A 14,392-nucleotide genomic window follows, 5' to 3' on the forward strand; every position below is an offset into this window, starting at 1 on the left:
AATGGCCTTGCACGGATTCCTTCAAGGCACACCCGGCTATGCTGACACGCAAGCGCTGGGTCATGCCCTGAAGGCCCTTCAGGAAGAAGGCCTGGACCAGCTGCCGTTACCCGGCAGCGGTCAAACGCTGCAGCGTTTCAGGGTGTTGGCGCAAGTGGCAGCGCATGACTTGCGCCTGTGCAAGCTGTTCGAAGGGCATGCCGATGCCTTGGCGATCATGGCTGAACTCGACAGCCCCCTGCCGCCCTTGGGCAGCGTGTGGGGCACGTGGGCCGCCGAACCGCCGACCGCCAAAGTGCGTGTGCGGCGTAACGGCCACGGCATGATCATCGACGGTCGCAAGGCTTGGTGTTCCGGTGCGGCGGTGGTCAGTCACGGCTTGTTGACCGCTTGGGATGAGGAGGACCGCCAGCAGTTGGTGGCGGTCGATATGCAGCAGCCCGGCGTGAGCGTGACAGATGAAGGCTGGAACGCCGTGGGCATGGCGGCCACCGGCAGCGTTGAAGTTGTATTCAGTGGCGCCAAAGGTTTTGCCGTCGGCGGGCCGGGCGATTACCTCGCCCGCCCCGGCTTCTGGCAAGGCGGCATTGGCATTGCGGCGTGCTGGTACGGCGCCGCGCAACGCTTGGCAGAGGTGCTGCGTGAGCAGTGCGCCAAGCGCCCCGAACCGCATGCGCTCGCGCATTTGGGCGCGGTCGACAGTGTGCTGAACAGCGCGGCCTGTGTGTTGCGCGACTGCGCGGCGCAGGTTGACCGCGCGCCCCAGGCGGATGCTCGCCAATGGGCTCAGCGCGCCCGCGCGTGCGTCGAAGACAGTGTTGAACAGGTAATGCGCCATGTCGGCCGCGCAGTCGGTGCCGGGCCTTATTGCAAAGACCCGCAGTTTGCTCAACTGATGGCGGACTTGCCGGTGTATGTGCGCCAAAGCCACGCTGAACGTGACCTGGCCGCCTTGGGCGAGCAAGTTGCCGAAGACGGCGCAGGGAGGTGGCAGTTATGAAACCCAATCCAATCGTCGGCCAGGGCACGCCACTGCATCAATGGCAGGCCTCGGCGCACATGGCCGAGTTACCGCACGTCAGCGTTGAACAGTTGGTGCCCGAGGGGCATCGCGCCGTGATCATCGCGCCCCACCCGGACGATGAAGTACTCGGGTGTGGCGGCCTGTTGCAAGGCTTGGCCCTGCTCGACCGGCCGATTCAGTTGATCTCGGTGACTGACGGCAGCGCCAGTCACCCAGGCTCGACACATTGGCCGGTGGAGCGCTTGAGTGTGGTGCGCCCGCAGGAATCGGCGCAAGCGCTGCACCGCCTCGGTGTGCCGCTGCACAGTTTGAAATGGCTGCGTGCAGGGTTCAGCGACAGCCAGGTAGCCGCACGCGAAGAGCAGTTGGTCGCGTTTATCCAGCGCCACCTCAAACCCAACGACGTGGTGTTTACCACGTGGCGTGAAGACGGCCACTGCGACCACGAAGCCGTCGGCCGCGCCAGCGCAAAAGCCGCAGAGTCAGTGGGCGCCACGGTCTACGAATTACCGGTATGGACCTGGCACTGGGCAACCCCCGAAGACAGCAAAGTACCCTGGCACCGCGCGCGTAAAATCCCGCTGGCACCCGAGGCGGTGGCGCGTAAACGCCATGCCATTCACGCGTTCGCCAGCCAGTTGGAGGGCGACCCGCAGATCGGCCTGCCCCCCGTACTCGCGCCCTATGTGGTGGAGCGCCTACTGCAACCCTTTGAAGTGGTGTTTGTATGAGCGTGGCCACGCCGTATTTCGATCAGTTGTTTGCCGGTAATGACGACCCTTGGGCCTTTCGCCAACGCTGGTACGAGCAGCGTAAACGCGCGCTGACCCTGGCGGCGCTGACCCGGCCACATTACGCGTCTATATTCGAGCCCGGTTGCGCAAACGGTGAGCTGAGTGCGCAATTGGCGCCGCGCTGCGACCGCCTGGTGTGTTGTGACACGGCCAGCGCCGCCGTAGCCCTGGCGAAAGCCCGCCTGGCGGGGTTTGGCCATGCCCAGGTTGAGCAAAGTCGTTTACCCGAACAATGGCCAGCGGGCTCGTTCGAGCTGATCGTGTTGAGCGAGCTGTGTTATTACCTCGACGCCAACGACCTGCACGGCCTGATTGATCGTGCCCTCGCCGCCCTGACCGACAACGGGCAATTGCTCGCCTGCCACTGGCGCCCGACCATTGAGGGCTGCCCACAAACCGCCGAACAGGTGCATGGCTTGCTGCAACAGCGCTTGGGCATACAGCCGGTGGTGCAGCATCACGAAAGTGATTTTTTGCTCGACCTGTGGAGCCGCGACGGCACCTCGGTAGCGATTTTTGAAGGCTTACGATGATCGGCATTTGATGCCGGGGCATAACGAAGAAGCACTGTTAGGCGAGCGTACCGAGACGATGTGCAATGGGTGCGTAACCTGGAGCGTTGCGGCGCCACCATCGCCTGGCGCCACTCCCCGCAAGTCATCACCAGCGCCCGCCTGGACTGCCGCGTCCAAGGCGGTTTTGGCGGTTACCTGAAGAGCCTGACGCAAGCACCGTGAAAATCGGCGCTACAACATGTAAGAGTGTCCAATCCCTGGCTATGCTGTAGAGGCCTTGCGCGCAATCCATGGTTGGACTGCCGCTAATCACCGCAGCGGAGCCTGCAGTGACTAAACGAGCGTCGTGCCGCACATAGAGCACGGCCCCGCATCACTCTACAAGGATGTGACACCCATGAAACCTGCCGCCGAAAGCGATGGTCGACGCGCCCCCGCGCAAATCTGGAACAGCGCGCCGCAGTTGGCGCAAATCCCCACCATTGCCCCTTCAACCCTGGTGCCGCCAGGCGCACGCGTAGTGATCATTGCGCCCCACCCAGGCGATGAGGTGGTGGTGTGCGGTGGTTTGCTGCAAGTGCTCAGCACCCTGGAACACCCGCTGCTGTTGATTTCGCTGACCGATGGCAGCGCCAGCCATCCGGGTTCGCGCACGTGGCCTGCCAGCCGCCTGAGCGTGATTCGCCCGCAAGAAAGTGCCGAGGCGCTGCGCCGCCTGGGCATGCCGTTGCACAGCCTGAAGTGGATTCGTGGCGGCTTTCGCGACGATGCGCTGGCCGCCTGTGAGCAGCCAATGAGCCAATTTATTGCGCGCTACCTGCACACCGGTGACGTGGTGTTCACCACCTGGCGCAACGACGGTACAGCCGACCACGAGGCCGTCGGCCGCGCCAGCGCCAAAGCCTGCAGCCTGCTGGGCGCGCGGCTTTATGAATTACCGGTGTGGGCCTGGCACCGGCCGGTGCGCGAAGGCGCGGTGATCCCCTGGCAACGCGCGCGCAAAATCCGCCTGGACAGCTGGGGCGTCGCGCGCAAACTTCACGCCACCCACGCGTACGCCAGCCAATTGGCCGGTGACCCACACATCGGCCTGGCGCCGATGCTTGCCCAAGAGCTGCTGGAGCGCATACGCGAACCGTATGAAATCGTGTTTGCCTAGCGCGTGGCGTATTACCGCGTGTAAAAGCCTGCAGCGGCAAGGCTCAAGTCGCCATCGGGCAGGCCGATAAGCTGGTGCGATCAAAGCACCTGCGGGCCATGGTGGCACGCCGCATGCTTTGTTGATGGCTCGACCACACGGAGTATGAGTGAATGCCTGTCCACACGCGTTTTTTGGCGCATTACCGCAAGGCCGATCGCATCATGCTGGCGTTGATCTGGCTGATGTTCGGGTTTTCACTCGGGCTGGCGTTCTGGCACGACACATTGATCCAGGCCGTGATCGTCGGCGGTGGCACCAGCGTGGTGCTGACGGCGCTCTACCGCGCGCTCAGCGGCACTCGCTTGATGCGCTGCTTGCTCGGCGCCGGCTTGATGGTGATGGCCGCCCTGCACATCAACCAGTCCTGGGGCATGATCGAATCGCACTTCGGGATTTTCGCCTTGCTCGCGGTGCTGACGTTTTACCGCGACTGGCTGCCGATACTGGTGGCTGCGGCGACCATTGCGGTGCACCACGTGGTCTTTCACGTTCTGCAACACCAAGGCTTCCCGGTGTTTGTAATGGAACATCACGGCGGCTGGAGCATGGTGTTCCTCCACGCGTTCTACGTGGTGATGGAGAGCGTCGCCCTGCTCTACCTCGCCATTCATAGCCACGCCGAAGCCGTCGAGAGCCAGGAAATGCTCGAAAAGATGCTCGCCGTGACCTCCCAACTCACCGTCGAAAACGCCGAGGGTGAAGGCAAGGTGCACGTGTCCCTTGCCAAACGTTTCGACCATTTCCTGCAACAAATCACCCACCTGATCGACGGCGTTACCCGCGACTCCCAAGGCCTTGGCCAACTCGGCCAGGAACTCGCCAGCGCCAGCGGCACCCTGGAAAAAGGCGCACGGCATCAATTGGCGGAAATCACTCAGATGAGCGATTCGATGCAGCGCATGGAAGACGCGATGGGCCACATCACCGTACACGTCGAGCACGCGGTCGAACACGCAGGCCAAGCCAGCAAACAAATTATTCGCGGCCAGGAAAGTGTCGGCCGTGCGCAGCAAGAAATCACCCAGTTGGCGGCGCGCATCAACGGTACCAACCAAACCGTGCAGGGTTTGGCGACCCAGGCGGAGCAAATCGGCTCGGTACTCGAAGTGATCAGCAGCATCGCCAACCAAACCAACCTGCTCGCCCTCAATGCCGCCATCGAAGCCGCGCGCGCCGGTGAACAAGGCCGTGGCTTCGCCGTGGTGGCTGATGAGGTGCGCAGTTTGGCCCAGCGCACGGCGGTTTCCACCCAGGAAATCAAACAGATCATCGAGGGCTTGCAACAAGGCAGCCGTGACGCGGTCCAGGCCATGCACGACAGCCAACAAGGCGTAGAGCGCTGCGTGCAAGACAGCCAAATGGCGGTTCAGATGCTGCAAGCGGTGGGCAGCGACATTGCGCATATCGATCAATTGAACGGGCAGATTGTGACCACTACGCGCGAGCAATCAATGGCGAACCAAGAGATCGTGGGCCGTTTGCAGTCTGTGCAAAGCGTTGCGCAGAGCACGGCGGACGACGTGGAAACACTGGCGCGCAGCAGTGAACGGCTGCCGCCGATTGCGGTGCGCCTGGATGCGTTGGGGCGCAGGTTTCATCAGTAACCGCTAAAACGCTGCGAGGTTCATCATACATCCCGATAAACCTTGACCGGCCCCACCATAAAGGCGCTCACCGCGGCCCGACATCTGAGGCCGGTTTTGCTTGGCGGGCTTTTTCGCGGTAACAAATCCTGACATACTTGTTGGTAATGATTCTTATAATTATTATCAATACAGAGCCCCGTCATGTCGATTTGCACCACCCCGCCACGCACCTTCCGCCCCGCTCGCGATCTGTTGGCGATGGCTATATGCATGGCCAGCCTGGCGCCGGCCTTCGCCGAAGAAATCAGTAGCCCACCGGAAAACGCCAAAGCGGCCACGCTGGAACTGGGCGCCACCGAGATCACCAGCAGCCAACTCGGCAGCATTACTGAAGGCTCCGAGTCCTACACCACTGGCGCGATGTCGACTGCGACCAAACTCCCGCTGACCCAACGTGAAACCCCGCAATCGGTCACGGTGATCACGCGTCAGCGCATGGATGACCAGGCGATGACCAGCATCAATGATGTGGTAAAAGCGACGCCCGGTTTGTTCCTGAATTTCTCCAACGGGCCGGGGCGGCAGTCATACACAGCGCGCGGGTTCGACATCGACAACCTGATGTATGACGGCATTCCGAGCGGCTACAGCGGCGCCACAATCGGCGCACAGCCGAACCTGGCGATGTTTGATCGCGTCGAGGTCGTACGCGGCGCTACCGGCTTGGTGACGGGTGCGGGCAATCCTTCAGCCGCCATCAACATGATCCGCAAGCGGCCACTCGACGAACAGAAAGTCACCCTCACCGGCGCCGCCGGCAGTTGGGACGACTACCGTGGCGAGGTCGATGCCTCCAGCCCGCTTAACGACAGCGGCACACTGCGTGGCCGGGTGGTGACCTCCTACCGCGACGCCAACAGCTTTATCGATAACGTGACCGAAGATCACGGCCTGTTCTATGCGGTGACGGAAGCCGACTTGAGCGACGACACCACGCTGACCCTGGGTTTCTCGCACCAGAAGGACAAAACCAATTACTTCTGGGGCTCGTCGATGATCGGCCAGGACGGCCATCACCTGAACCTGTCGCGCGCCTACAACCCAGGCACCGACTGGGAGAATAAAGACCAGGAGATCAACACCGTCTTCGCCGAGCTCCGTCAGCGCCTGGCGAATGACTGGAACCTTCAGGTCAACGCCAACTACGCCGAACAAAACGGCGTGTTCTCTGGCTCCTATCAATCGCGCTGGGTTAACAACACACTGGCCCGCACCGTCTACCAAGCGGCCTTCGATGAAAACCAGGCCGGTGTGGATGCCTTTGCCAGCGGCCCGTTCCAGGCATTCGGGCGCACCCACGAACTGGTCGTGGGTGCCAGCAAACGCATCTACGACATGACCACGCACAACTACAGCCCCTACGACAGCAACTGGCCGCTGACGGCGGGCAAACCCGACTTCGTGCGCACCGACAACCCGCGCGAAGTCACCACCCAGGACGGCGTTTACGTCACCACGCGCCTGAGCCTGGCCGACCCGCTGAAACTGATACTCGGCGCACGCCTGGACTGGTACGACTACGACAACCGTGATGGCGACGGCGACTACAAGGTCACACGCAACCTCACGCGATACGCAGGCTTGATCTACGACCTGGACGAACACCATTCGGTCTACGCCAGCTACAGCGACATCTTCACCCCGCAGACCGAAAAGAGTACCTCCGCCACACCGGTTAAACCCATCGTCGGCAAAAACTACGAGGTCGGCATCAAAGGCGAATACCTCGACGGCGCCTTGAACGCCAGCCTCGCGCTGTTCCGCGTCGACCAGGAAAACCGCGCCGTACAAGTGTTCGTCGAAAACTGCCCGCAGACCGCATGCTACCAACCCTCCGGCGAAATCCGCAGCCAAGGCATCGACCTCGAACTGCAAGGCGCGCTGACGCAAAACTGGCAGGTGGGCGGTGGCTACACCTACGCGCGCACCCACACCATCAAGGACGCCGCCAACCCGCAAAACGTCAACCAACAGTTCGACACCGACACCCCCGAGCACCTGTTCAAACTCACCACCCGCTACCACTTCCAGGGCCCGCTGGAAAAACTCCGTGTAGGCGGCAACGTCTCCTGGCAAAGCCGCATGTACAACGACATCGCACTGGCCGATGGCAGCCAATACCGGCTCAAGCAAGGCGGCTACGCCGTTACCGACGTGATGGCTGGCTACAAGGTCAACCAGCATTTGGACGTGCAACTTAACGCCAATAACATCTTCGACCGCCGCTATTACCAGGCCATCTCGAATTCGGTGAGCTATGGCGGTGATTCCTACGGCAGCCCGCGCAATATGATGTTGAGTGCAAAGTACAGTTTTTAAGTTGGACTGGTGCAAGGATGCGCCGTTTTTACAGTTTCACTCGCGGCCTTCGTGAACCTAGCGATTCTCCTCACAGAGTAGTGATAATCCGGCTACGGCCGCGTGTGTGTAGCAAGTCGATACCCGGCGGATCTGCAAAATACGAAACAAGCTACAGATATTTCCTACTTTAACGACGGACTGTTGATTCCAGTGTTGCACGCACCTTATGAATCTAAGGTATATTGCTTTTCCTGGATCTTCAGCAAGGAAATGTGTAGCGCATGTACACGATAAGATACTTAGTTAGTTTAGGACTGATTATGATCGGATGCTCTATGGGCTACACAATTATCATTATGTGGGGAATAAAAAAAATATTTCCCCTCACAGGCACAGCTTATTGGGTTACCAGCGGTATTGTGTTCCTTTCCCTGACTATCGCCGGCTTGATTTTTTATATTCCTAGACTACGCAATGTGTGGTAGCCATAACCATTACATACTACGTCACTGATGCTGCGCTCTATTCCTTTCTTCTGAAAGAATAGAGTTAACCGTAATTGAATCGACTAACGCCTCGAAAAGCAAAGCCAACTTCCCAGCCCCCTGGTAGGCTGACTGATAATTAAGCGGATCGTGCCTGAAAAGCTGTACTGAATCAGTCTTGCGTATTAGCCGCATCATGCCACCTGCAGACAAAAGCAAGTCAATGGTTCCATAGGCCACATTCTCGTCATAATCATCCCCCAAAAAAGATTGGTAGGCACTTCTGATAGGGCCTTGTGCTGGTGTTGCAGCAGGACCATTATAGATATTCGCTGCACCCTCATAAATATTATTAACGCCGTGCACAACAAATAATGCACCTACTGGTGCCGCCACTCCGTATGACGCCCCTGTAAACGCGAACCCTACTTCAACCTGCATGGCGCCAGCAGCAACCCCTATACCGTTCTGAGCATAGAAAAGGGCTTCAGAGGACAATTCAGTATATTCTGCCATCATTTGCTGCACGCCGTCCCAAGCACTTATTACTCCGTCACTTACATCGCTTATAATTCCATTTACATAATGGGCGACGCTTGCGCTAAATTGAAGCTGAGCACGACCATCATGGAGGTTCATAGCGCCCATTGAACACCCTAATGTCACCAAGTCAGAGGCAGCATTGGCCACATCATTCATATCACACGACGGCTCACTCACCTCTACTACCCCAAGCGCTGTACGCACTCGTACTCGCTTGATGGTGCACCCAACTAATCTCCCGATACCTAATAGCAACAATTTCCTGCGGCTGCGCGGCGCCCATATTGATGACGTGCGGGACTTGAACACTCAAATTTGCAATACGCCCTCCAATTAAAACCACCGTAAAATACTTTTCTTGGAAGCCAGCAGCTGAAATGCGGTAGAAATTTATTCTACACTCAACCTCTTCGCCCTCATGAAGTGCACTGGCTAGCAACGGTGTAGATTTATCAATATTCTTTGTAAGGATGACTGGCATATGTTTACCATTGCCACCCAACGTGCTGCCGTCACTACCAGCGGCCATATTATGAGAGTAAGCCAGCACCATAATTTCATCCTCGTGGCCAGCCTGACATTTATTCCCAATAGATTCTTGACCAGAACAACCAGCAGAAATCAAACCTTGCTTTTTTCCGGTAATAGTCATGTAGCTGTGGCTAGCCATTTATCGCGCTCCTTTTAGTTAGCCCAGCATCTTATTACGATAAGATTTTAATCGAGCTGTAGGAGACTTCCGAAAAGACATACTAAAAAAAGACATACTAAATATGTCAAAACAAGGGCGAAAGAGTCGGGCGAAGGCTTGGCTAAACAGCTTGTTGTCGCGCAAGTCAAAAACCTTGATTTTTTTAGCTTAAGTAAAACTTTGCTTGTTGCTCCCGCTGACCCCGAGCGGTAGAGACGAGATGCGCGATGTGGGCGGTTGAAAATTATGCGGCCGGGTAGACAAAAAGCCTCAGGTCAATCGTGAATCAGATGCTGCAACGCACGCTTTTTCCACGTCTGCAAAAAAGGCGCCATTTCGGCGCCTTCATTCGTATCAACCGACCTTGATAACAACCTTCCCAAACGCCCCCTTCGCCAAATGCTCGTAGGCCTCACGAGCCTGTTCAAACGGATACACCTGATCAATAACAGGGCGAATAGCGTGTTGGTCAAGGAACACATTCATCCGGTCGAACGATGAGCGTGGCGCCACCGCGATACCGCGAATGGTCGTCTGGCGGAATATAAGTGGCATCAGGTTGAGCTCGACCGTCTGCCCCGTCAAAAAACCGATCTGGGCAATACGCCCGGATGCCTTGGTTGCGGCAACCGATTGATTGATACCGCTGCCGCCAGCCACATCGAGCAAGAGGTCGACGCCTTTGCCTTCGGTGAGTTTCAGCACTTCGTCTGCCCAGTTCGGCGTGGTCCTGTAATTGATGCCCGCCACTGCACCCAAACGCTTAACCGCGTGCAGATTCTCATCACTGCTCGACGTTGCAATCACCTTCGCGCCAAGCGCGGTAGCAATCTGCACGGCGAATATCGACACACCGCCAGTGCCCTGAACCAACACGGTTTGCCCGGCTTGAATCTGCCCGAAATCAACCAGTGAATACCACGCGGTGAGTGCCGCGATCGGCAATGTGGCCGCCTCCTCGTCACTCATGTTCGCGGGTGCGCCGACTGCGCTGTCTTCGTGGATGATCATGTATTCGGCCAAACCGCCCGGCAACGGCGAGCCAAAGCAGTAATCCGGCTCGTTCGGGCCAGGCTCGCCGTCCAGCCAGCGCGAGTACAGGTGCGAATTGACCCGATCACCGACCTCGAAGCGCGTGACGCCCTCGCCCACCGCAACCACCGTGCCTGCGGCGTCGCTGACCGGAATCAATGGCTTGGGCACCGTGTGCGGCTCATAGATGCCGTCAACGATGGCCTTGTCGCGAAAGTTAAGCGAGACGGCGCCGACCTTGACCAAAAGCTCGCCAGCCTTGGGTTGTGGGGTCGCTGTCTCGCCAAGCTGCAAATTGTCGAGTCCGAAATCTTTCAATAACCAGGCTTTCATGGTGAATCTCCACATACACGTCAATGATCGCAAACCGACACCGGCCCGCCTTGAGCGCATCTTTCACCTTTACAAGCGCGCAATAAATGCGCGCAAAAAGACATGATTGTTCTATTCTGAAACAACAATCAGCGTCAGCCATGGCTGAGTCAGCCAGGCGTAAAGGAACACACCATGGAATTGCTGCAATCAATGCGACTGTTCGCACGGCTGGCCGAGCTCGGCAGCTTCACCAAAGCCGCTGAGTCGCTGGACATCGGGCGGCCACAAGTCACCCGCTACATCCAGGAGCTGGAAACCTCATTGGGCGTGCGCCTGTTTCAGCGCACCACGCGAAAAGTCGCACTCACCGCCGAGGGCGAGCGATTCTATGAGCGCGTACAAGAAATTCTCACCGACATAGCCGCCGCCACCACCATGTTCGACCGCAGCGGCGCAACGCTCGGCGGCCGCCTGCGCATCGACATCCCGACCGCCTTCGCACAAATCGAACTCATAAGAAGCCTTAAACAATTCACCGCCGCCTTCCCAGGCATCAACCTGGTACTCGGCGTGACCGACCGCGCCGTTGACCTGATCGGCGAAGGCGTCGACTGCGCGCTGCGCATCGGCGACTTACCCGACTCCAGCCTGATCGCGCGCCCAATCGCGATGGCCACGATGGTCACCTGCGCTGCGCCCGAGTATTTGCACCAGCACGGCCAACCGCAAACGCTCGACGAACTCACAGACCATCGAGGCGTTAACTTCCTGTCTGGTCAGAACAACCGCACACTGCCCTGGCACTTCACGAACAAGGGGCAAGACCACACGTTTGTGAGTAACGCCGGCATTACCGTCACCGAATCGAACGCCTACGTTCAATGTGGCGTGTCAGGCTTCGGCATTATTCAGGCGCCCGGCATCACCGTGGCTGAGCATCTGAACAGCGGCGCGCTGGTGGAGATTCTGCGGCCTTATCGCCCAGCGCCACGGCCAGTGTGGGTGGTGTACCCGAGCAGGACGCACCTGGCGCCTCAGGTGCAGGTTTTTGTTGAATGGCTGCAGGAGCGGTTTGTGCAGTTGCAGGGTGCGTGGTTGCAGGAAGCCTCGGTGTAATTATGTGGTGGGGATTTTTGGGCTGGCAGGACGCTTGAAGCAAAAGCGGGCAACTTGCGGTTGAGGGTAAAGGTGGGCGTCGGGAGAGTGTCAGATTTTTTGTGTGCGGGCCGGTAACGGCCTGCCGATAGGCAGGCCTTAGTTTTATCAAGTCGGTGACGCCTGAGAATGAGTACTTAATTAAGCCCGTTTTTGAGCTTAAAATTCTTCGGTTTATAATTTGGCTTTTTTTGGCCAGAAAAAGGCCAACGCCGCGCTAATCAGACTCAAGATAAACAGCACCTTCGCTGCAGTCAGGAGAAACTCAATATCATTGGTATTCCGCCCACCTCCGGTTACCGCCCCTGCAACACCGCCCATCCACAGCAACGCACCCAGTATCGAAATGGCGAAAAGCAAAGCCGCCAATACTCGCCAGAATTTACGCATCGTGTTGGTCCTTTAGTGATGGGGGTTTTCATGGGTTGTAAGGCTGTAAATGATAGCCTGATTGAACTACGCAAGAAGTTGCGCAGTCGCCCGGAGAGATCCAGCCGCTAAGGGATTCAGAGATTTGAAACATAATGTTTCTTTGTGGCAATTTTCCCAGGCATTAACCTGGTACTGGGCGTGACAAATCGTGCCGTTGACCTGATCGGCGAAGGCATCGACTGCGCGCTGCGCCCGAGTATTTGCACCAGCACGGCCAACCGCAAACGCTCGACGAACTCACAGGCCATCGAGGCGTTAATTTCCTGTCTGGTCAGAACAACCGCACGCTGCGCTGGCACTTCACGAACAAGGGGCAAGACCACACGTTTGTGAGTAACGCCGGCATTAGCGTCACTGAATCGTGAGCATAAATGTGAAACCAATTAGCTACCTGCGGATCTTTGCCGTCGTCTTACTGATGCTCTCACCGTTTGCATTTTGGTATGTCGCAACCCCCACTGTAACAGTCCACTATTCAAAGGAAGCCACAGAGAATCTTGGCGTCGTTTGGAACACGGAGAACAGGATCTATAGAAGCGGTCATGGAGGTCTGTACCCCGGCGAAACCTCGATGGACTTCGGCCACATATTTCCAGATGAAAGCTTTTTTATGGAGTTCTACTGGTGGGGGAAAAAGACTCGCAACCACTGCGTCAACATCACCCCAAAATGGCCGACAACGCATATCTACCTCGATGCGAACGGCGACATCGATAGAAGCGAAGATAGTGGCACGGATGCTGATCGCTTGAAGCCTTGCATCACCGACAAGGCGAAACCCTAATTTGATGCTTACAGAACCTGGCCCCTCCGTCATCGAATGTGCACGGGGCGAGGCCGGTTTTTTTGATCTTGCGTAACTGCATGGAATTGATCGATAGCTTCCAGAAAAGCCGGGATTGGTACAACGTTGGCGGTGATTACACTGTGTATTCCGATATTCTGTACAAGAAGCTTCCGACGTCTGCGGTGATTGGTATCAAATGACTATCTCGAAAAAGCTTAAGGTCTTGGCAGTTGCCGTTATCGTGATGGTTTTTGCGGCTGGTGCTGAGCTGTTCAGGCAAGTGAATGGTGCTGCGGACTTTACGCTGCGTAGCCCTAATGGCGATTACCTGCTTGAAAGTGTGACCCTTGGCGGCGTGTTGTTTCCTTTTCACGATATGGCTTTCCTCAGGGTCGTGGACACGAAGCGTCCGAGGGACGTATATCGAACACCGCTTTACGCTGTCTCAACGTTGGATATGCGCTCGCCGTATGAAAGTGAGGGCGAATTGTCCATCACCTGGATCACGTTTGATAAGGCGCGCAAAACGTTTTCTCTGGGGGTTCCCGAGTGGAAGGACAGTTGGCTTAATTTCTTTGTCGCCAATGTACCTTATGAAATCACCCCAAACGATTAATCCAATCGGTATGGTTTGCCGCTCTCTGTTGACAGTGAGTAATTATTTTATGAACGAAGGTTGGCAAAACCACGACTATCTCGTCGCTCGACGCATCCTGATGTTCGCCGCCCTCCTCCCATAACTCCTCATGCCCGGGCAACCGCGTGGCAAGCGAGTTAGTACTGCGCGTGATGTTGTCAGCTGAGGCCACTCAGTCATTGCTATCCCGTCGAGCCTGAGAGACCACGCCAACCTCGCTCAACCCGCATTGCTTACACCTATTAGGTTGATCCCCGAATGCAATGACGCTTATAGTCCGCCCCGTCGCCCACATGGCGATCAGGTTTGGCGACCTGTCTATCGGATGCAAAAGCACTGCGCTTTTTTGCAGATGCTGTTGCACGTTCGCAAAGCTGCTACCTATGGCGGCTGTGCGCGGGAGACCTTCGGGTCTGCCGGGTTCTCCGATACCGGTTCGCCAACCTGCGTACAGCTGCCACCCTATCGTTTGGCGACGAGTGAGTGGCGGTTAATCGCTGCATTTATCGGAGCTTCAAAGATGGAAAGATATATCCCGCTGACTGGAATCGATCTGGTTCCTGCCTCTCTGTTGATTGATTCAGAAGCACCGCTCGACGTGCTGCAAGCGATGGCCGATTACCGTATTCGCACCGTGACGCAGGTGATGGAAAACATCGCCTATCGCAGCGAAATGGAAACCGACGCCGTCGTGCTTTCCGACTTTGCGCAGTTGGTCGCTATTCCACTGCGTGATGGCTGTGACTTGCTGGAGGTAATCGGTCGACGCTTACGTGCGCAGGTCTCGGATACCGAAGAAACACCCGTAACGCCTGTTAGCTAGCTTTAAACGCT

At 57.3% G+C, this 14,392-nt stretch carries 14 protein-coding genes and 1 pseudogene; 11 read left to right on the forward strand and 4 right to left on the reverse strand.

Annotation, left to right across the window (positions count from 1 at the left end):
* The first annotated feature begins 1 nt into the window (after window position 1).
* From AO240_RS09450 to AO240_RS09480, 7 genes and pseudogenes are all read left to right on the forward strand, one after another.
* The gene (locus AO240_RS09450) at window positions 2-1,000 is read left to right on the forward strand and encodes an acyl-CoA dehydrogenase family protein (RefSeq protein ID WP_099236316.1); all 999 of its coding nucleotides are present in this window, start codon (window positions 2-4) and stop codon (window positions 998-1,000) included.
* Window positions 997-1,755, forward strand: a complete 759-nt coding sequence (locus AO240_RS09455) for a PIG-L deacetylase family protein (protein ID WP_099236317.1) — start codon at window positions 997-999, stop codon at window positions 1,753-1,755. The genes AO240_RS09450 and AO240_RS09455 overlap by 4 nt, the downstream gene beginning before the upstream one ends.
* Entirely contained in the window at window positions 1,752-2,351 is a 600-nt protein-coding gene (locus tag AO240_RS09460; protein ID WP_099236318.1) for an SAM-dependent methyltransferase, read from the forward strand. The genes AO240_RS09455 and AO240_RS09460 overlap by 4 nt, the downstream gene beginning before the upstream one ends.
* A gap of 54 nt (window positions 2,352-2,405) precedes the next feature.
* Window positions 2,406-2,555, forward strand: a pseudogene (locus tag AO240_RS09465) (glycosyltransferase family 2 protein); the annotation flags it as partial.
* Window positions 2,556-2,730: 175 nt separating this feature from the next.
* Complete coding sequence (locus AO240_RS09470) at window positions 2,731-3,492, forward strand: PIG-L deacetylase family protein (RefSeq protein ID WP_099236319.1); 762 nt, start codon at window positions 2,731-2,733, stop codon at window positions 3,490-3,492.
* Between the two features lie 152 nt (window positions 3,493-3,644).
* The gene (locus AO240_RS29130; protein WP_099236320.1) at window positions 3,645-5,138 is read left to right on the forward strand and encodes a methyl-accepting chemotaxis protein; all 1,494 of its coding nucleotides are present in this window, start codon (window positions 3,645-3,647) and stop codon (window positions 5,136-5,138) included.
* Between the two features lie 183 nt (window positions 5,139-5,321).
* Entirely contained in the window at window positions 5,322-7,499 is a 2,178-nt protein-coding gene (locus AO240_RS09480) for a TonB-dependent siderophore receptor (protein WP_099236321.1), read from the forward strand.
* Window positions 7,500-7,987: 488 nt separating this feature from the next.
* Here AO240_RS09480 and AO240_RS09490 read toward each other — a convergent pair whose 3' ends face one another.
* The 3 genes from AO240_RS09490 to AO240_RS09500 all read right to left on the reverse strand — a co-directional run bounded on the left by AO240_RS09490 (window position 7,988) and on the right by AO240_RS09500 (window position 10,565).
* The gene (locus AO240_RS09490) at window positions 7,988-8,665 is read right to left on the reverse strand and encodes a DUF4225 domain-containing protein (RefSeq protein ID WP_256585905.1); all 678 of its coding nucleotides are present in this window, start codon (window positions 8,663-8,665) and stop codon (window positions 7,988-7,990) included.
* Window positions 8,666-8,678: 13 nt separating this feature from the next.
* A complete protein-coding gene (locus tag AO240_RS09495) occupies window positions 8,679-9,179 on the reverse strand; it encodes an Hcp family type VI secretion system effector (RefSeq protein ID WP_099236324.1) in 501 nt (166 codons plus the stop codon).
* 375 nt (window positions 9,180-9,554) lie between these two features.
* On the reverse strand, window positions 9,555-10,565 hold the full coding sequence (locus AO240_RS09500) for an NAD(P)-dependent alcohol dehydrogenase (protein ID WP_099236325.1): 1,011 nt from the start codon (window positions 10,563-10,565) through the stop codon (window positions 9,555-9,557).
* Window positions 10,566-10,739: 174 nt separating this feature from the next.
* On the opposite strand from AO240_RS09500, the gene AO240_RS09505 reads away from it, so the two are divergent.
* A complete protein-coding gene (locus tag AO240_RS09505) occupies window positions 10,740-11,663 on the forward strand; it encodes a LysR family transcriptional regulator (RefSeq protein WP_099236326.1) in 924 nt (307 codons plus the stop codon).
* A 213-nt stretch (window positions 11,664-11,876) separates the two neighbouring features.
* Here the strand turns inward: AO240_RS09505 and AO240_RS09510 are convergent, their stop codons facing one another.
* Entirely contained in the window at window positions 11,877-12,092 is a 216-nt protein-coding gene (locus AO240_RS09510) for a hypothetical protein (protein ID WP_099236327.1), read from the reverse strand.
* A 460-nt stretch (window positions 12,093-12,552) separates the two neighbouring features.
* Between AO240_RS09510 and AO240_RS09520 the strand changes: the two genes are divergently transcribed.
* From AO240_RS09520 to AO240_RS09535, 3 genes are all read left to right on the forward strand, one after another.
* Window positions 12,553-12,918 (forward strand): hypothetical protein, encoded by a 366-nt coding sequence (locus AO240_RS09520; RefSeq protein WP_099236380.1) that lies wholly within the window; start codon window positions 12,553-12,555, stop codon window positions 12,916-12,918.
* Between the two features lie 199 nt (window positions 12,919-13,117).
* Window positions 13,118-13,537 (forward strand): hypothetical protein, encoded by a 420-nt coding sequence (locus AO240_RS09525; RefSeq protein WP_099236328.1) that lies wholly within the window; start codon window positions 13,118-13,120, stop codon window positions 13,535-13,537.
* Window positions 13,538-14,078: 541 nt separating this feature from the next.
* On the forward strand, window positions 14,079-14,381 hold the full coding sequence (locus tag AO240_RS09535) for a hypothetical protein (protein ID WP_099236330.1): 303 nt from the start codon (window positions 14,079-14,081) through the stop codon (window positions 14,379-14,381).
* Window positions 14,382-14,392 lie beyond the last annotated feature (11 nt).

Origin of the sequence: Pseudomonas sp. ICMP 460, assembly GCF_002723595.1 — a bacterium.
Classification (GTDB): domain Bacteria; phylum Pseudomonadota; class Gammaproteobacteria; order Pseudomonadales; family Pseudomonadaceae; genus Aquipseudomonas; species Aquipseudomonas kitaguniensis.